The organism is Candidatus Zixiibacteriota bacterium (genome assembly GCA_040753875.1).
Taxonomy (GTDB): Bacteria; Zixibacteria; MSB-5A5; order GN15; family FEB-12; genus DATKJY01.
In genome coordinates this window covers 328,620-347,671 of sequence record JBFMDV010000005.1, presented here as the reverse complement: position 1 = coordinate 347,671, position 19,052 = coordinate 328,620, and the positions used below count along the sequence as shown (strand labels likewise).

Annotated in this window: 17 protein-coding genes; all 17 read left to right on the top strand. The window is 56.4% G+C overall.

The features are described 5' to 3' along the window. Positions 1-75 precede the first annotated feature (75 nt). Positions 76-1,266, top strand: a complete 1,191-nt coding sequence (locus AB1644_03055; protein ID MEW6050027.1) for a DUF6754 domain-containing protein — start codon at positions 76-78, stop codon at positions 1,264-1,266. Continuing rightward, positions 1,266-1,913 (top strand): hypothetical protein, encoded by a 648-nt coding sequence (locus AB1644_03050; GenBank protein MEW6050026.1) that lies wholly within the window; start codon positions 1,266-1,268, stop codon positions 1,911-1,913. The genes AB1644_03055 and AB1644_03050 overlap by 1 nt, the downstream gene beginning before the upstream one ends. A 17-nt stretch (positions 1,914-1,930) precedes the next feature. Next, a complete protein-coding gene (locus AB1644_03045; protein ID MEW6050025.1) occupies positions 1,931-2,932 on the top strand; it encodes a hypothetical protein in 1,002 nt (333 codons plus the stop codon). 4 nt (positions 2,933-2,936) lie between these two features. Next, positions 2,937-3,596 carry a hypothetical protein gene (locus tag AB1644_03040; protein ID MEW6050024.1) on the top strand — a complete coding sequence of 220 codons (660 nt, stop codon included), beginning with the start codon at positions 2,937-2,939 and terminating at the stop codon, positions 3,594-3,596. After that, positions 3,593-4,840: a DUF6754 domain-containing protein gene (locus AB1644_03035; protein MEW6050023.1), complete on the top strand. Its 1,248-nt coding sequence runs from the start codon at positions 3,593-3,595 to the stop codon at positions 4,838-4,840. Before AB1644_03040 ends, AB1644_03035 begins: the two co-directional genes overlap by 4 nt. A gap of 3 nt (positions 4,841-4,843) precedes the next feature. Then, positions 4,844-5,521, top strand: a complete 678-nt coding sequence (locus AB1644_03030; GenBank protein ID MEW6050022.1) for a hypothetical protein — start codon at positions 4,844-4,846, stop codon at positions 5,519-5,521. 4 nt (positions 5,522-5,525) lie between these two features. Next, complete coding sequence (locus tag AB1644_03025) at positions 5,526-6,464, top strand: hypothetical protein (GenBank protein ID MEW6050021.1); 939 nt, start codon at positions 5,526-5,528, stop codon at positions 6,462-6,464. Positions 6,465-6,466: 2 nt separating this feature from the next. Next, entirely contained in the window at positions 6,467-7,300 is an 834-nt protein-coding gene (locus AB1644_03020; GenBank protein MEW6050020.1) for a hypothetical protein, read from the top strand. A 33-nt stretch (positions 7,301-7,333) separates the two neighbouring features. After that, positions 7,334-8,578, top strand: a complete 1,245-nt coding sequence (locus AB1644_03015) for a fibronectin type III domain-containing protein (GenBank protein MEW6050019.1) — start codon at positions 7,334-7,336, stop codon at positions 8,576-8,578. Positions 8,579-8,594: 16 nt separating this feature from the next. Continuing rightward, positions 8,595-9,254 carry a hypothetical protein gene (locus AB1644_03010; GenBank protein ID MEW6050018.1) on the top strand — a complete coding sequence of 220 codons (660 nt, stop codon included), beginning with the start codon at positions 8,595-8,597 and terminating at the stop codon, positions 9,252-9,254. Between the two features lie 12 nt (positions 9,255-9,266). Then, positions 9,267-10,142, top strand: coding sequence for a hypothetical protein (locus tag AB1644_03005; GenBank protein ID MEW6050017.1), 876 nt, complete (start codon positions 9,267-9,269; stop codon positions 10,140-10,142). A gap of 2 nt (positions 10,143-10,144) precedes the next feature. Then, complete coding sequence (locus AB1644_03000) at positions 10,145-10,948, top strand: hypothetical protein (protein MEW6050016.1); 804 nt, start codon at positions 10,145-10,147, stop codon at positions 10,946-10,948. A 412-nt stretch (positions 10,949-11,360) separates the two neighbouring features. After that, on the top strand, positions 11,361-11,708 hold the full coding sequence (locus AB1644_02995; protein ID MEW6050015.1) for a hypothetical protein: 348 nt from the start codon (positions 11,361-11,363) through the stop codon (positions 11,706-11,708). A gap of 139 nt (positions 11,709-11,847) precedes the next feature. Next, positions 11,848-14,643, top strand: a complete 2,796-nt coding sequence (ppdK, locus tag AB1644_02990; GenBank protein MEW6050014.1) for a pyruvate, phosphate dikinase — start codon at positions 11,848-11,850, stop codon at positions 14,641-14,643. 249 nt (positions 14,644-14,892) lie between these two features. Further along, positions 14,893-17,007 carry an acetate--CoA ligase family protein gene (locus tag AB1644_02985; protein ID MEW6050013.1) on the top strand — a complete coding sequence of 705 codons (2,115 nt, stop codon included), beginning with the start codon at positions 14,893-14,895 and terminating at the stop codon, positions 17,005-17,007. A gap of 89 nt (positions 17,008-17,096) precedes the next feature. Beyond that, on the top strand, positions 17,097-17,567 hold the full coding sequence (locus AB1644_02980; protein MEW6050012.1) for a DUF3566 domain-containing protein: 471 nt from the start codon (positions 17,097-17,099) through the stop codon (positions 17,565-17,567). Next, the gene (gltX, locus tag AB1644_02975; GenBank protein MEW6050011.1) at positions 17,560-19,035 is read left to right on the top strand and encodes a glutamate--tRNA ligase; all 1,476 of its coding nucleotides are present in this window, start codon (positions 17,560-17,562) and stop codon (positions 19,033-19,035) included. The genes AB1644_02980 and gltX overlap by 8 nt, the downstream gene beginning before the upstream one ends. The last annotated feature ends 17 nt before the right edge of the window (positions 19,036-19,052 follow it).

Genomic DNA, 19,052 nt, shown 5'->3' with positions numbered 1-19,052 from the left:
CCAGATCGCAGCTTGAGGATGACTAACTTGCCTTCTCTGTTTGTTTCTTTTCCCCACTTCAGCCTGTTAACTGGTATGGTTGCGCTCGCCACGCTCGCGGGACCAGATCCAACACTCGCTGCCGCTGATTCTCTTGATTCTATAACTACAACACCAATCCGACCGGCCAGTCACGTTGTGGTCAAGGATACTCCGAACGACGGGGGCGAGTCGATCGACATAACCTGGGAGCTTTCGCCGGATGACCACGCTGAGGGATTGGTGAAGGCTTACTCTATTGCTCGAGCCGAAAGTGTCAATGGTGCGCCGGGTTTAATTACTGGTCTCGCCATGCTGCCAGCCGGAACCACTAAGTACCAGGATGGGCAGGTGGTGGAAGGAAAAGAGTACTTCTACACAGTGCGGACAATCAGCGATTCTTCCGCTGCTACGCTCGGCAAGGTCTGGATGTTGGAATCAGCGCCGGTCGGCCCGGTCAAGGCGACGGCTCAGTGGTTCGACTGGCGGCGCATCAATGTCTTTGTCGGGACAGTTATGCTTTGCGGTTTCATTATCCTTTACATCATGCTGGCCCAGGCCGGAAAGACGTTTTTCATTCGCAAGATCGCCGGGCTCGAGGCGGTTGATGAAGCAGTTGGCCGCGCCACTGAAATGGGGCGCAAAGTCTACTACATCCCCGGCTCACAGGATATGGACCAGGTAGCCACATTGGCCGGTATTACGATCCTCGGTCGTGTCGCCGAGAAAGCGGCGCAGTACGAGACTCGACTCGATGTGCCGGTGGCTCGCTCGCTTGTGATGGTTACCTGCCGCGAAGTCGTGAAAGAGGCATATGTCCGGTCGGGACGCCCCGATTCCTTCCGTGAAGATCAGGTAACATATTTGACTGACGACCAGTTCGGTTACGCTGCGGCGATCGATGGTCTGGTCGTTCGCGAGAAACCGGCCGCCATCTTCATGATGGGGATGTTCTATGCCGAGTCGTTGATTCTGGCAGAGACCGGTAACTCGGTCGGCGCGATTCAGATTGCCGGAACCTCAGAGCCATCGCAGTTGCCGTTCTTCGTCGCGGCGTGCGACTACACGTTGATCGGCGAAGAGTTGTTCGCCGCATCTGCCTACTTGTCCAAAGAGCCGCGGCAGCTTGGTTCACTCAAGGGACAGGATATCGGCAAGGGCGTAATCCTGGCCGCCATCGTGATCGGCATTCTGCTCGAGACCCTGCATCTCGCCAACGCCGCCAGGTTGTTTCAGGTGATCGAGTAATGCGTCGCGAAGTACCGCTCATCATTACCGCGATTGTCGGGGTTGTGATGGTGGTGCAGTATTTCATCCCGCATGTCCCGTTTTCCAAAGTAAGCAACTGGCAGTCGGATTGGTTTTCTATAGTGGCCGCATGCGCGATCTGGCTGGGGGCACTTAATCTCTTCAAGACATCCCTGCAAAAGATCTTCTCCCGCAGAGGGGAATGGGGCTACGCGGTCATCATCGTGGTCTGCTTCCTGATTGTTGCGGTGGTCGGTTTCGCCGAAGGCCGGGATTTCCGCAATCCGGGCACCTGGTCCGACTGGATCTACAATTATGTGTATTCTCCGCTCTCATCTACCATGTATGCCATCCTGGCGTTTTTCGTGGCTTCAGCATCGTACCGGGCGTTTCGCGCTCGCAACCTCGATGCGACACTCCTCTTGGTGGCCGCGTTTCTGGTGATGGTGGGACGGGTTCCGGTTGGTGATGTCGCCACCGGATTCCTGCCGGAGCACTGGCGTTTGTCTGACCTGGCGACCTGGATCATGAACTTCCCCAACACGGCCGGCCAGCGGGCGATCATGATCGGCGTGGCACTCGGGACTGTCTCCGCCTCGCTTCGGATTATCCTCGGCATTGAACGCTCACACCTGGGAGGGGATTGATTGGCATGAGCCGCAGCATGTTTCGTCTTCTTCTGATAATCCTTGTAGTCGCACTGTGCGCCATCTGGTATGTCGGGCGGCATGCCGGCTGGTTTGGTTCAGTGTCGTTCTCACCGGCTGTATCGCTGCTTGTGTCGATTATGCTTGGCTTGTCAATTGTATGGATTCTCATTTTGACTATACGGGGGAAATTCGCCGAGCGGCGAGTGGTGTTCCTGTATGTGGGGATCGCCGTGGCCATGCCGCTGTTCATGTCATTGACCCAGAAAGTGGCGATCTCATCGGAAGCTCAGATGTTGTATGATTATCTGCAGAAAGTCCCGCCAGGTTCCAAAGTACTCGTGACTTTCGACTACGATCCCCCTTCGGCTGCCGAGCTGCAGCCAATGGCCGAGTCGTTCTTGCGTTATGGTTTCGCGCACGATTTCAAAATGATCATCTTTGGTCTCTGGCCGCAGGGACCGCAACAGGCAAATCTCGCGTTGACGAAGATACTCGATGAACCTGACATACGTGCCAAGCTTCCGGTCTACGGTGTCGACTACGTCAACCTGGGATTCCAATCCGGCAACGAATTCGTCATTCAGCGGCTGGGATCGGATTTCAAGTCGATGTTTCCAGCCGATTACCAGGGCACGCCGTATGACAGTCTGCCGCTGGTGCGCAACGTGCGGAACTATGCCAACGTCGATTATTCATTCAATCTTTCCGCCGGATACCCGGGCACGAAAGAATGGGTGCTGTTTGCCGTGGATCGCTATGGGCTCAAGATGGGTGCCGGGAACACAGCCGTTCAGACAACCGGCATGTATCCCTACGTTCGCTCGGGCCAGTTGCTGGGGATACTGGGCGGCATGAACGGTGCGGCGGAGTTCGAGCAGCTCACCGGCACGCTGGCCAAGGGAACCAAGTTCATGCTGTCGCAATCGTTTTCGCACTTGGTGGTCGTCGCATTCATTGTCATCGGCAACGTGGCCTACTTCATGCACGAACGACGTAAGGGGAAACGGAGCCTGTGACGGTATGAACACCGGCATCATGGATCATCTCGCGCTGTGGACGGCGGCGTTTCTCACGCTCGGGATCATCTCGTTTTTGTATCGGGACAATGTGTGGTACAAAATCTGCGAGGCCGTGTTCGTGGGGGCATCGGCCGGATACTGGTTCGTCACCTATTTCTGGGATAATATCTACGGCAAGTTCTGGGTGGGCGTGTTTCCCGGAGACCCCTCGCGATCTCCAGATTACGCGCTGCTTGTCGGCGGCGCGCTGGGGCTCTTGATGCTGATGCGGCTAATTCCCAAAATCGGCTGGTTATCGCGTTGGCCGCTGGCCTTCATCGTTGGTGCCACGGCCGGACTTAATCTCATCGGCTACTTTGCATCGAACGTGATGGTGCAGGTCGCCGACACCGTCCGTCCGCTGTTGGGCGCTGATGGAGGGGCGTCGCTCTATGACGTGATCGGTAATGTGGTGGTGGCGGTCGGGACTTTCACCGCCCTGATCTATTTCTTTTTTTCCAAAGAGCATAAAGGAGCCTTTGGTGGTGCGGCCAAAGTTGGTATATTCGTCCTCATGGTAACATTTGGCGCGTCGTTCGGCTACACGGTCATGAGCCGTATGTCGCTTTTGATAGGCCGCATCGATTTCCTGCTTGGAGACTGGTTGGGGCTTATCAAATGAGACCGCTCACATCAATCTCTCGTTCATACGTCTGCTCTCTATGCTGTCTGTTACTCACGTTGGTCCTGATCCCGTCATCCAATAACATAGCCTTCGCCCAGGCCGATATTCCAGACACCGCGGCACCAATTCTTCCTGCCCCCGCTACGTCGCTCGTCGCCAGTGACCACAAGTACGATGACGGCGACCACATCGACCTCTCCTGGGTCCCCTCCATAGATGACCAGGTTATGAAAGGGACGGTTACCGGCTACCGGCTATACCGCATTACCGATGACAGCACGCCGGTCAAACTGGCCGAGTTTGCCGCCGGCACGAATCGGTACCAGGACAACGCCGTCCGACTCGGCCGTGCCTATGTGTACTATCTTGAGACTATCGCCCCGACCGGCACCGCACTTTCGGTCAGGACCGCGCCTCTTCGCACCGAACGAGAATGGATCAACTTTGACAGGAAATATCTTTTCCTGATTGCCTTCATCATTGCCGGTTCGGTCATCTATTTCATCGAGACCGCACGTCGCGGCAAAAAGCTGTTTATTCGTAAGATCGCCGGACTTGAAGCCGTCGATGAGGCAATCGGTCGCGCCACCGAAATGGGGCGCCCCATCCTGTTTATCCCCGGCATTCAGGATATGGATAACGTGCAGACGGTGGCGGGGATCACTATCCTCGGCCGCGTGGCGCGGGTGGTGGCTGATTACGACACCAAGATCAACATGCCGGTCTCACGGTCGCTGGTAATGACCGCCGCGCGCGAGACAATCAAGACTGCGTACATGGCGGCAGGTCGTCCCGATGCCTACAACGATGATATGGTGCGCTACGTGACCGATGAGCAGTTCGGCTACGTCGCGGCAGTCGACGGTATCATGGTACGAGAGAAACCGGCCACCTGCTTCTATCTCGGTGCTTTCTTTGCCGAGTCTCTGATCATAGCCGAGACCGGCAATTCTGTCGGAGCGATCCAGATCGCCGGTACCGCCATGCCGGCGCAGTTGCCGTTCTTTGTCGCCGCGTGCGACTTCACGCTCATCGGCGAAGAGTTATTCGCGGCCTCAGCCTATCTCTCCGGCGAGCCAAAGCAGCTCGGGTCGCTGAAGGGCCAGGATATCGGCAAGGGGCTGGCGCTGTTGATGATACTCATCGGGACTCTTGCCGCCACCCTGAGCGCGGCCTACGATATCGAATTCATGACCAACCTTCTGAACACGCTCACCTCGGTTTTCCAGACGAATCGGTAACGCATGAAACGAACGGTCCCGCTCTTCATCACGTTTTTCGTCGGTACTCTCCTGATCGTATCAGTTTTCCTGCCGCCCGTGCAGTCGATGGGGGAGAACTTCACCCTCTTTTTTGATATCATTGCCGTGTTCGCGTTTTTCCTTGGGGGCGGGAACCTGGTTCGTATTCATCTGGACAAGGTGTCCCGTCGAAAGAAAGACTGGGGTTATTCGCTGGTTACCCTCTTTGGGTTTTTCCTCGTGCTCGCTTCCGGCCTTTTCAAGATCGGCAATGCGGGCGGGATCGCCGCATCCGTGACCGCCTCCGGCTCGTGGTTTCAGACAATCTTCGAACGGGTGATGAATCCACTTAGCTCGACTATGTATGCACTTCTGGCATTCTATGTGGCGTCGGCGTCGTATCGCGCCTTTCGCGCCAAGAACCGTGAGGCGACTATACTTCTCATAGCTGCTTTTGTGATCCTCCTTGGCCGCACGCCGTTCGGGACGATGATCACGGCCTGGATCCCGGACTCGTTGTCTGCCCTCCAGGTCCCCAATATGGCGATCTGGATCATGAGTTCCCCCAATCTGGCGGGGCAGCGGGCGATTATGATCGGTATCGGGCTTGGTGTGGTGTCGATGTCGCTCCGCGTGCTGCTTGGGATTGAGCGCACTTATCTTGGCGAGGACAAAGGGTAATCGCATGTTCGGCATCATGGCCATCAGCTTCAGCGATATCGGCGTGGCGCTCACCCTGGCGGCGATCGGCGGTGGACTGGTCTGGCTTACCATCCGTTCGGTCAAAGGCAGGGAAGTTCCCCGAAGGCTTATCTTCGCGTTTGTATTTGTGGCCGTCTCCCTGCCGGTGCTCTTTCCCATCACGTTCAAGGAGCGCATGACACCTACCGTCAAGGCGGTGTTCGACAAGATCGAATCATTGCCGCCGGGGTCGCGCGTGCTCATGTCGTTCGATTTTGACCCGGCCATGGCCCCCGAAGTTCAACCGATGGCTGATGCATACATGCGCCACTGCTTGAGCAAAGGGCATCGTGTCGTGTTCATGTCGCTCTGGGCGACCGGTCAGGCGCTCATGACCACCTCCCTCGACCGCGTTGTCCGGCGGGAATTTTCGCAGAAAGTGAATGGCGTCGACTACGCCGTGATTGGGTACAAGGCGGGCAACGAGGGCGTGCTCAATGTCATCGTGACCGATATCCGCAAGATGTTCCCCACCGATGTTAACACCGTGCCGCTCGACAGCCTGCCGATCTTTGACGGCGTCAGGTCCTGCAAGGATTTTGACCTTGTCCTCACGACCGGCGGTGGTTATCCCGGCGCGAAAGAGTGGGTGCTGTTTGTCGGCGATCCCGGCAACGTACCGATCGCCTCGGGCGTGGCGGCGGTGACCGCACCGTTGTTGTATCCGTATTACCCCAGGCAAATTCTCGGTATTCTCGGCGGCATCAAGGGGGCGGCCGAATACGAGCACGAACTGGTGAACCGATATCCGCAGTTTGCCGATACGCCGGCTCCGGGGCTTCGTATGATGGGCCCCCAGACACTGGCGCACCTGGTTATTATGGCATTCATAATCATCGGCAACATCACCTACTTCCGCTCCCGCAAAAAGGAGCCGGTCTGACCGTGAGACGTTCCACCATCATTGTTCTTTTTGCGGTAGTCGTTCTGTTTGCCGTCAGTTGGTTCGCCAAGGCGTCGGCATATAACGGCGTTCAGGAGGACTACATCCTGCGCGGATTCCTGGTGACCATCTCGGCCTTTCTGACCCTGGCGGTCCTGTCATTCCTCTATGCCGACAATCCGTTCTATAAATTCGCCGAGCACCTGTTTGTCGGGATATCCGCCGCGTTCTGGATGTGCATGGGGTTCTGGTCCACCATCGTCGGGAACCTGATCCCTCGCATTTCCTCGTCACTGTCGGCGTCTTTCAAAGTGCCGTATATCCCGAGCGAGTATGTCGGGCCATTTCCGATCAACTGGGTGTTTTTCATTCCGGTCATATTCGGCCTGCTCCTGCTCATGAGGCTGTCATCGAAACTGGGGTGGATCTCGAGATGGTCGCTGGCCTTCATCGTTGGTACCACCGCCGGACTGAATTTCGTGCGCTACATGCGTTCCGATTTCATCGAGCAGATATCGTCCACCTTCGTGCCACTCCTGGTCGAATGGCGGGGGATCGGGAGTTTTATTTCCGACTTTAACCTCAATATCGCCGGGCAGTTCGTCGTCATGCTGGCCAACTGGGTGATTTTTCTTGGCGTCGTGTGCGGATTGATATATTTCTTCTTTTCAAAGGAGCACACGGGACTCACGGGGCGCGCGTCGCGCTTCGGGATCTGGGTGCTGATGGTGACATTCGGTGCGTCGTTCGGCTATACGGTGATGGGGCGTGTCTCGCTTCTCGTGGGCCGGTTGACGTTCCTGTTCAGCGACTGGTTGGGATTGATCAAGCAATGATATGAGTGATACAAGAAGCCTCGCGGAGGATGTATGCAATCTCTGCTGAGAACAGTTCTTACGGTGTGTCTGTTGGCGACTGCGGGGGCCGTGGCGCAGATCGACACGATTCAACCGCCGGATATGGCGCTGCCGCTAGCTCCTCCGGCGCCAGTCTCTAATCTTCGGGCTATTGACCTCGATAACGACCACGGGCACGCGATCACGCTCTCATGGGATTTGTCGCCGGACGACGGCGCCGGACTCCGCAACGTCATCGCCTACGACGTGCTCCGTGCCACTTCTCCCGGCGGCGAGTTCACAAAAGTAGGGGCGGCACTGCCCGGACAGAAAACCTACAACAATGTCGGTTCGAAAGAAGCGGAATCACCCGACTACATGGCCGACCACACGGACTATTATTACCGTGTCGATGCCGTCACACCTGATTCAACCATCAGGTCCTTGTCACCAGTCTTTGGACCGGTGCAGTCGTATGGGCAATGGTTCAACAAAGGGCGAGTGCCGGTGCTGGTGGCAGTGCTGTTCTTCGGGTTCCTCACCGTCTTTTTCGTCACCAAAGCCAAGAAGGGTGGTGACCTGTACGTGAGGCCGTTGAGCGGAATAGAGGCTATCGACGAAGCTATCGGGCGCGCGACGGAAATGGGGAAGCCGATTCTGTATGTGCTTGGACTCGGCACCGCCGCCGAAATAGCGACCATCGCCTCATTCACCATCCTCGGCAGAGTGGCCAAGCGGGTTGCCGAATACCAGACCCACTTGATCGTCCCCTGCTATGACCCGATTGTGATGACGGTTGCTCAGGAGACGGTGAAATCGGCGTATATGGACGCCGGACGAGTCGATGACTACCGCGAGGAGATGGTCTACTTTCTGACCAACTCGCAGTTCGGTTATGTCGGCGCTGTCAATGGTATCATGCTCAGGCAATTGCCGGCAACCAACGTGTATATGGGTAAGTTCTTTGCGGAATCACTGATTCTGGCCGAGACCGGTGCCCTGGCCGGCTCCATACAGATCGCCGGCACCGATGAAGTCGCCCAGATCCCGTTTTTCGTTGTTGCCTGTGATTACACGCTGATCGGCGAAGAGCTCTATGCCGCTTCGGCCTACCTCGGACGCGAACCACTGTTGCTGGGGTCACTGAAGGCACAGGATTATGCAAAGGCGGCGGTGATCATTCTCGCGCTGATCGGGGCTGTAGCGCTGAATGTCGCGGCGTTTTCCGATGTTTCCTGGGGCATGAGCTTCAAAGAGCTCTTCAAAGTGGCCAATTGAGGAGGATGTAGAAACAATGAAGCGACAGATTCCCATACTGTTGGTCCTGGTGTTCGGACTCTTCATGGTGTTTCAGTATTTCGTCCCGCATGAATCGTCGGAGTGGATCTACGAGTACCTGCTCGACTGGATCACCATCATTGGCGTTTTTGCGCTGGTGCTCGGCATCTGGTCTTTGTTCAGAGTGAACTACGACAAACTGCGGCAGCACAAGCCGGACCGCGGCTACTCGGTCGTGCTGCTCATAAGTCTGTTTGCGACCATCTGCTTCGGCTTCCTCGCCAAAGTGGACGGGAGCTGGGGGCTGCATTTCAGCACGACGGAAGGACTCCAGAGTTACATGTACCGTCATGCATACGAGTATGTCATACGGCCGATCCAGTCGACCATTTTCTCCCTGCTGGCGTTCTTCATTGCGTCGGCAGCGTATCGCGCCTTTCGCGCCCGCAATGTGCTGGCGACGCTGCTGCTGGCGGCGGCGCTCATCCTGATGCTTCGCTTCAATCCCTATCTCGGACCGCTCGGTGATTATGTCAGCAACGCCGCCAACTGGCTGCTCAATGTCCCCAACCTGGCTGCCAAGCGCGCCATCGTGATCGGCATTGGCCTGGGCATGGTGGCCACGGCCCTGAAAGTGATTTTGGGTATCGAACGAAGCTACATGGGGAAAGGATAAGGAGGTCGAAATATGACTATCTTCGAAAAGATGATGGCGATCGACCGCCGCTGGGTGTTCCTCCTATTGGCTGTCGTCGTGGTCGGTACCTATGCTGTCTCGTTTCAAATCCCGATCCGGATCAACAGCGAGGTCCGCAGCATATACGAATTCGTCGGCAAGCTCCAACCCGGCCAGATCGTGTATCTCGGCATCGACTACGATCCCTCCATGCAGGCTGAGTTGCATCCGATGGCATACGCTATCATGGAGCACTGCTTCCGCAAGGACCTGCGGATCATCTTCTGCACGCTGTCGCAGTACGGCTCCGGAATGGTGGATGCGGCGATTCACGACATCACGGATTCCATGAAGCTTGACCAAACATACCACGGTGTGGCGTATAAGGGGCGAGAACTCGTCAACGGCGTCGACTATGTGTTCCTGGGATACAAACCGTACTTCATATTGCAGATTCTTGGGATGGGGCAGAATTTCCGGTTGCCGTTCCCGATCGACTACTATGGTCGACCGCTGGACTCTCTGCCGATCATGAATGGCGTCATCAACTACAAGCAAGTAGCCTGTGTGATCGATCTTTCCGGTGGCAACATTACTGACGCCTGGGTCTCGTATGGTCAGGGGCGCTTCAACTTCCCGCTGGCGCTCGGCACCACCGGCGTCATGGCGGCCGACTACTACCCGTACCTGAATTCCGGTCAGATATTCGGCCTCATGGGGGGGCTTCTCGGAGCGGCGCAATATGAGCAACTCGCCGACAACCCCGGTCCCGCAACCGATGGTATGCGCATTCAGGTCTTCGCGCACATCGTGATCATTGCGTTCATAGTCGTAGGCAACGTCGGGTACTTCACGTCCCGGCGCCGTCGCGCGACGGAAGGCAGGTAGGCATGGACTTTGAAACGTATCTCTGGACAAGCTTGGCCGCGTTTCTGACGCTGGCGATATTCAGCTTCCTGTATAAGGACAATCCGTTCTACAAATTTGCCGAACATCTCATGGTCGGTACCGCTACCGGGTACTTCTCCATTCTGCTCTGGCACAACAGCCTCTACCCGAACCTGTTCGCGAAACTGTCCGACGGTCACTGGTACAAGGTGTGGTTGGACTCCTCGGCTCCTTGGTACCTCATTCCGGGTTTCCTGGGCGCACTGATGTGGACCCGCTTTTCGAAGAAGTACTCATGGATGTCACGCTGGCCGATGGCGCTCTATATCGGGATATCCGCCGGTCTGGCGGTCCCGCTCGAGATGTCCAACCGCGTGAACAAGCAGTTGTACGCGATGATGTCGAACATCTCGTGGGAGACATTCATTGGTTCCGGTTTGTTTGACCCGACATCAGCGTTGTCGCAGCTCATCGTTCTGGTCGGAGCGCTGGCCGCACTGTCCTACTTCTTCTTTTCCAAAGCGCACACCGGCGCTTTCGGCGTGCTCGCCAAGTTCGGAATCTGGATCCTGATGATCGGGTTCGGGGCATCGTTCGGCTATACCGTCATGGCGCGTATCTCGCTCTTCATCGAGCGCGTGCAGTTCCTTAACCGGAGCTGGCTGAAGACCGCCTTTGATGACGCCAACCCCAACCATTCGATATGGTTCCCCTTGATCTTCTGGCTGATCGTCGTGATGCTGATCGCGTATATCGCTTGGGAGATCGTGCAACATTTGAAGAGACGCGAATCACCCGCGGCGTAAACAGGCGAAGGCAACAAAAACAATCCCGCCGAAGCGATTTCGGCGGGATTTTTTGTTGACAATCCGGAGGATTAGTTCGTACGAATAAGTGATGGCAGGTCGACAGGAAACAGAGCAGTGTCGGGTACGGAGCATCACTGTAGTGCATTGCGACATAAGGAGTTGTGGCATGCAGGTACGCTCCGGAGAATGCCTTATCTCACAATAAGTTACGAGACAATACGAAACTGTTTGATTATAATTCATTGTCAGGGTAGAGCTTAAAGGAGGTCGACGTAGAAAAAAGACGAAAATAGTGCTTGACATACAGGCAAATTTTTCCTAACTACATCTCGGTGTGAGGAACCAATCGCGGTTGCGCGATTTCGCAAAAAGGGTAGCAACACTTGACACAGGGAAAGTGAGGTAGGTAATGGCTCGGATGGAGAAACGATCTCCCGCCATCACCAGCACCGAGACGGCCGACAGGGCAGCCCAGCCAACAAGCACAACCTCGAAACTGTCCACTGCGGAAGCGCGACGGGAGTATCAGCGTCGGTATTACCAGATGCACAAGGAAAAGGCCAAGGAGTACCAGCGTCAGTACAACCTGACCCACAAGAAAAAACTCCGGGGTGGTCGCGGGAAGGCCGGCATGTCCGCATCACGCGAGGTCGTGCGAAGCACCTACAACACGACCGACATCATGCACTCGCCGGTTGAGAAGACGGTGCGCATTTTGGAGAAGATCATCCGAGGGGAACGACTCTTCACCATGTAGGCGGGCAAGGCGGCCAGCAAGCAAGGCGACCGATCCGAACATAACGTTCGCGGTCGCCTTTTCTATTGCTCGTCAGCAGGCTTTACCATAGATTCCCGCCAGAAAAAATCGTGGACCTGATTCGGGTAAGGATGTGCGTATGCCTCTTAAGAAAACTGTGGCACCCAAAAAGACAGCCCCCCCCAAGAGTGCGTCGAAACCGGTGACGGCGAAACCCAGAAGCGGTGGCGCCAAACTGGAGCTGACCGGCAAGTATTTCTATTTCTTTGGCGGCGGCAAGGCCGAAGGGAATGCCGGCATGAAAGATCTGCTCGGCGGCAAAGGGGCCAACCTGGCCGAGATGGTCAACGCCGGAATTCCCGTCCCGCCCGGCTTCACGATCACCACCGAGGTCTGCAAGATCTACTACGAGAACGGCATGGAGCTCCCCAAGCAATTGGACAAGGAGCTCGAAAAGCAGGTTGCCATGGTCGAGCACGAGACCGGCAAGAAGTTCGGCGACCCGGCCAATCCGCTCCTGGTGTCGGTTCGCTCCGGCGCAAAATTTTCCATGCCCGGCATGATGGACACTATCCTCAATCTCGGTCTCAATGAAGAGACTGTCGAAGGGCTCTCCAAAAAGACTAACAACCCGCGCTTCGCACTCGATGTTTACCGGCGCTTCATACAGATGTTTGGCAACGTCGTGTTGGGCATCGATAAAGAGCAATTCGAGGAAATCATCACCGAGAAGAAGCACGAAAGGCGCATCAAACAGGATAGCTCGCTTCAGGTAAATGACCTGAAAGACATCATCAAGAAATACAAACAGATCATCAAGCGCAAAACCGGCGAGCCGTTCCCGGAAGATGCCTGGGCTCAGTTGCGTCTCTCGCGCGACGCCGTATTCCGCAGTTGGAACAACCCGCGCGCGATCAGCTATCGCCGAATGAACAACATCCCCGCCGACCTCGGCACGGCCGTGAACGTGCAGGCGATGGTGTTCGGCAACATGGGAAACAGTTCGGCAACCGGTGTCGGATTCACCCGGAATCCCGCCACGGGCGCCAAGGAATTTTACGGCGAATACTTGATTAACGCGCAGGGCGAGGATGTCGTTGCGGGGATTCGCACGCCGCAGCCGATCGCCGACCTTGGCCACGATATGCCCGACATCTACAAACAACTCAAAGAGATCACCACTCGCCTGGAAAAGCATTATCGGGACTTGCAGGATTTCGAGTTCACCATTCAGGAGAACCAGCTTTACATGCTGCAGACTCGAAACGGCAAACGGACCGTCCAGGCCGCCATCAAGATCGCCGTCGACATGGTCAAGGAGAAGCTGATCACCAAGGAAGAGGCGCTCATGCGGATCGAACCGCAATCGCTCGACCAGCTTTTGCATCCACGCATCGACCCGCACGCCAAGTACGATGTGATCGCCAAAGGCCTGGCCGCGTCACCCGGCGCTGCCTCGGGCAAAGTCTATTTCACGGCTGAGGACGTCGTCAAACACGGCGCCAAAGAGTCGACCATTCTGGTCCGCGATGAAACTAACCCCGATGACATCGAGGGGATGAATGTCGCGGTAGGCATTCTCACGTCTCGCGGCGGCATGACCTCGCACGCGGCTGTGGTGGCCAGGGGTATGGGCAAATGCTGTGTGACCGGCGCCGAAATGGCTCGTGTGAACGCCGCCAAGAAGCAGTTTTCCGTCGGCAAACTGACGATCAAAGAAGGGGAAGTTGTCACGCTCAACGGCTCCACCGGCGAGATTATTCTGGGCGCCGTCCCGACGATCGAGCCGGAACTGTCCGGCGAATTCTCGGAACTGATGAAATGGGCCGATGAGACGCGCCGTCTCAAAGTGCGCGCTAACGCCGATATTCCGCGCGATGCCCAACAGGCAATCAAATATGGCGCTGAGGGAATCGGTCTCTGCCGGACCGAGCACATGTTTTTCGCCGATGACCGCATTCCAATAGTGCAGGAGATGATCCTGGCCGATTCGCCCGAAGAAAGACAGGCGGCGCTCGACCGCTTGTTGCCGTTCCAGAAGAAGGATTTCAAGGGATTGTTCGAGACGATGCAGGGCCTGCCGGTGACGATCCGAACGCTCGACCCACCGCTTCACGAGTTCCTGCCCAAGCGTGAAGATGTTCTGGTAAAGATTAAGGCGCTTGATCCCAAGAGCGATGACTACGAGGAGCAGCTTGAAGCTCTCCAGAAGACACTCAAGCGCACCGAGGAACTGACCGAGTTGAACCCAATGCTTGGACATCGCGGTTGCCGTCTCGGTATTGTCTACCCGGAGATCACGGAGATGCAGGTGCGGGCCATTCTCGAGGCCGCATGCGATCTGCATCGTAACAAGATTCCGGTCTTTCCAGAGATCATGATCCCCCTGGTCGGACACGTCAACGAGTTCAAGAACCAAAAGGAGCTCGTGATGCGCGTTGCCGGCGAAGTAATGAACAAAATGCGAGTCAAGGACCTCAAGTTCCTGGTCGGTACGATGATCGAGATCCCGCGCGCGGCACTCACCGCGGACGAGATCGCCGTCGAGGCGGAATTCTTCAGCTTCGGCACCAACGACCTCACCCAGATGACCATGGGTTTCTCCCGCGACGATGCCGGCAAGTTCCTCGGGTATTATGTCCAGCACCAGGTCCTGCCCAACGACCCGTTCGTTTCGATCGATGCCAACGGAGTGGGCCAGCTCGTGAGAATGGGCAAGGAGAAGGGGCGCGCCGTACGGCCGGATCTCAAAGTCGGTATCTGCGGCGAGCATGGCGGCGACCCGGCCTCGATTGATTTCTGTCACGAGGTCGGCCTGGACTATGTCTCCTGCTCTCCTTTTCGTGTGCCGATAGCACGTCTGGCAGCCGCCCATGCGGCCATTAAACACGCCGACGGAAAGAAGAGCTCAAAAGAGGCGCACACTACAGCGTAGTAGGGCGGTGCGTTCGCATGCATAGTCTTTCGCTCAGGCCGGAAAGTCAGCTTTCCGGCCTGAGCCGTTTCCGACGGGCAGGTTCACAACCTCAACGTCCCAACTTTCCCTTGACATTCGTCGCCGAATACATTCATTCCTGTCGCCGTTCGCGAGGTTGTGATGAGAACCAATGACGTTTGTCAACGCCTCACGAACGCCCGTACACCAATAGATGAATGCAAATAACTCGTTGTGACTGTGACACATATGCGACATGAACTTGATTTTATCTTCCGGCCGACCTCAGTGGCAGTGATCGGTGCCTCGACTCAAAAGGGAACAATCGGTCGTGAAACTCTTCACAATATCCTCTCGGCGGAGTTTAACGGGAAGGTGTTCCCGGTTAACCCTAAAGCTCCGGTCATTCATTCCATAAAGGCTTACTCGACAGTCCTTGATGTTCCCGATGCGGTCGATCTGGCAGTGGTCATTGTACCCAAACTGGCGGTCAAAGAGGTTGTGCGCCAGTGTGGCGAAAAGGGGGTCCATGGGCTGGTAGTGATCTCGGCCGGTTTTTCCGAGACCGGATCCGAGGGTAAGCAGCGCGAACTGGAGATAGTGGAGCTCTGCCATCGATACAACATACGACTCATCGGTCCGAACTGTATGGGGATCGTCAATACCGATCCGACCATCAATCTGAATGCTACCTTCGGCAAGACATTCCCCAATGTTGGGAAAATTGGTTTCGTGTCGCAATCCGGCGCCTTGGGGGAAGCCATCATGTCCCAGGCGAAAGAGCTGGGAATCGGGTTCTCGGTGGTCGTATCAATCGGCAACAAAGCAGATATCTCGGTCAACGACATCCTGACATATTTCCGTGATGACCCCCGTACCGACATTATCCTGCTCTATGTCGAGAACTTCGGCAATCCGCGCCATTTCACCCAGATCGCGCGTGAGATCTCACGCATCAAACCGATCGTAGCCGTGAAGTCCGGTCGCACCAAGCTTGGCGCGAAGGCGGCGTCGTCACACACCGGCGCACTTGCCGATGTCGATGTGGGAGTCGATGCCCTGTTCGAGCAGACGGGTGTCATGCGAGTCGACACGGTCGAAGAACTATTTGATGTTGCTTCGGCTCTTTCGATGCAGCCCGTGCCCAAAGGGAACAGGGTTGTAGTCGTAACCAATGCCGGCGGCCCTGGCATCCTGGCCACCGATGCGCTCATCAACAACGGTCTGGATATGCCGCCGCTTTCACCTCAAACGATCAAAGAGTTGCGCAAATTCAGTTCGGCGCACGCCTCGTTCGCTAACCCCATGGATATGGTAGCCGGTGCCGCCGGCCGTGAGTTTCGGATGACTCTGGAAGCAGTGAAGACCGACAAACGCTACGATACGATTATCCCGATATTCGTGCCGCCGGTGACCATCGATCAGCTCGATGTTGCCACCAACATTCAGGAAGCTCTCGCCGGCACGGACAAGACCGTTCTGGCCTGCTTCATGGGTGCCGGCGAGGGTTCGGTCGGTATCAACTACCTCAAGTCGCATGGCATTCCGGTGTACATTTTCCCGGAAGCGATCGCGCAGACTCTGGCCACCGTCTGGGGGTATCGCCAGTGGCTGTCAAAACCGAAAGGGAAATTCCGGACGTTCCGTGTCGATACCTCACGGGTGCAGGCGATCATGAAGCGGGTGCTGAAAGGTCAGGATGGCGCGATCGTGGGCGAAGACGCCATCGAGATACTGGATGCCTACGGTATCCCTACGGCGCGTTACCAATTCGCCGAGTCGATCAAGGAAGCTGCGGCGGTCGCCTCGGAGATAGGGTATCCGGTGGTCATGAAGATCAACACGCCGCCGATCCTCCACAAGACCGAAGTCGGGGGTGTGATGGTGGATATCCGCTCCGACAAAGAGGCCAGAGAGTCGTTCTCCGAGCTGCAACGCCGGGTCGGTAAGCTCAAAAAGGGGGAGAAGTTCTCGGTGGCGATCCAGAAGATGATCGAGGGGGGCATCGAAACCGTTATCGGGATGACCAACGTTCCCTCTTTCGGCCCGCTCATTATGTTCGGGCTTGGGGGCATATATGTCGAGGTCATGAAAGATGTTGCCTTTCGCGTTCATCCCCTCAGCGATGAAGGGGCCCGCGAGATGATCCGGTCTCTCAAATCATACCCGCTGCTGACCGGTTTCCGCGGGGCCAGGCCGGTCGATCTGCCGACCGTCGAAGAAACGCTGCTTCGGATATCCCAACTGGTCCAGGATTTTGACATGATCTCGGAGATCGATATCAACCCGTTCATCGCATCACCGGATGAGAACATGTGCAAAGCGGTCGACGCCCGGTTCATCTGCAAGTTGACCCGGACCTGACAGACCGCTTGTTCGGAAGAACGACCGACCATATCTTCGCCGTAGAAGCTGAACAGCCGCAGATCTGATGGCAGTGCAGGAGGCAGGGCATGCGCTATGAATTGAAAACGATGGCCGTCTGGCCGTTCGTGAAAGTCTCGTTCTTTCTCAATCTGATTATCGGGTTTATCGTGGGGCTCTTGTACGCGATGTTCTTCGGCTTCATCGTGTCCGTCATGCGCCAGATACCCGGCGTTCCCGGGGCGGAGTTCGATGTCGCGCAGCTCCCGATCGGCATCCTCATGATCGTTCTTCCCATCATGTTCTCTCTCATGGGAGCGTTTTTCAACACGGTACTGGGCGCTCTTGTCGTGCTCATTTACAACGCCATCGCCCGCTTCGCCGGAGGTATCGAGTTTGAGTTGGCCGAAGTCAAACCCGAGTGGACCCCGCATTCGACGCCACCGCCTCCCCCGGGACAGTGCCCCCCGCAGCCGACCTCCGGTCCCGCGACCGCACCGCCCCCGCCTCCTCCGGCAGTAGAACCGAAGCAGCCGCCCCCCGGCTCAAAGTATGAGTGACGCCAGAGCGAACCAGATGACACCAGACCAGATTCGCGTCCGCATAGCACCTTCTCCGACCGGTTATCTCCACGTCGGCACAGCCCGCACGGCCATTTTCAACTTTCTTTTCGCGCGGCACAATGGCGGCCGGTTTCTCATTCGCATCGAGGATACCGATGTCGAGCGGTCCGATGCGTCGCTCATCGAACCGATCCTCTCGGCTCTGAAATGGCTCGCGCTGGACTGGGATGAGGAGGTGGTGTACCAGTCAACGCGGATGAAGCTGCACCGTGAGTACGTGCAGAAGCTGCTTGACAGTGGGCATGGCTATCGATGCTTCTGTGCCCCGTCGGAACTCGAGGCCGAGCGGGCTCGGGCCACTGCCGAAAAGCGGGCGCCAAAATACAGCCGCAAATGCCTTGCGCTCACTCCAGCGCAGATCGATGTTAAGTTATCCGCGGGAGAATCCTATGCCGTGCGGCTACGCATACCCGAAGGTGAGACATCATACGACGATATAGTTTCAGGAAAAATAACGCGCAAGAATGACGATATCGAGGATTTTGTCGCGGCGCGGTCCGACGGCAGTCCAACCTACAATTTCGCTGTCGTGATCGACGACCATGACATGAGAATCACACATGTCATTCGCGGCAACGATCATATTTCGAATACCTTCAAGCAGATTCACTTGTATCGTGCGCTCGGGTGGGAAATACCCAAATTCGGACACGTACCGCTCATTTTGAGACCCGACAAACAAAAGGTCTCTAAGCGGCTGGGGGATAAGGACGTAGCCGCATACCAGCACGAGGGGATACTCCCAGAGGCTATGTTCAATTATCTTTGCCTCTTGGGCTGGAATCCCAAAACGGACCGTGAAATTTACACTCCGACCGAACTGATCGATATCTTTCAGGCCGAATACCTGAACGCCTCCAACGCCGTGTTCGATGAAGAGAAGCTGGTCGCGTTTAACAAGGCGCATATCGCTCTCAAATCGGACCATGATCTTGCCACCATGGTAGCGCCGCTTCTGGTTGAATCGGGCGCCAGCACCAAATACTGGCTGGAGACGCGCTGGGACTATCTGCGCGAGGTGGTCCGGCTTCTGAAAGACCGAGTTCGCCGGCTGTCCGATTTTGTCTCTCTTGGAAGCTACTTCTTTAGCTTCGACTATCGTTATGACTCGACCGCCGAACAGCAGAATTTCACGCCTGAAGCGGCAGATTTGCTGGCCGCTTTAGCCGACCGGCTCGCGTCCCTGATGTCATTTAACCACGAGACGGTCGAAGCTGCCCTGACGGCGCTGGCCGAGGAGAAGGGTATAAAAAAGGCGAAGATCATCCATCCGACCCGGTTGGCCGTTTCCGGGATGTCGGCCGGTCCGGGTCTGTATGACCTGCTGGTGACCCTGTCCCAGCCCATTGTGATAGAACGACTCAAAAAAGCTGTTGACTATATCCGCACGAAGAAACAAACTTGAAACGATTCTGGATAGAC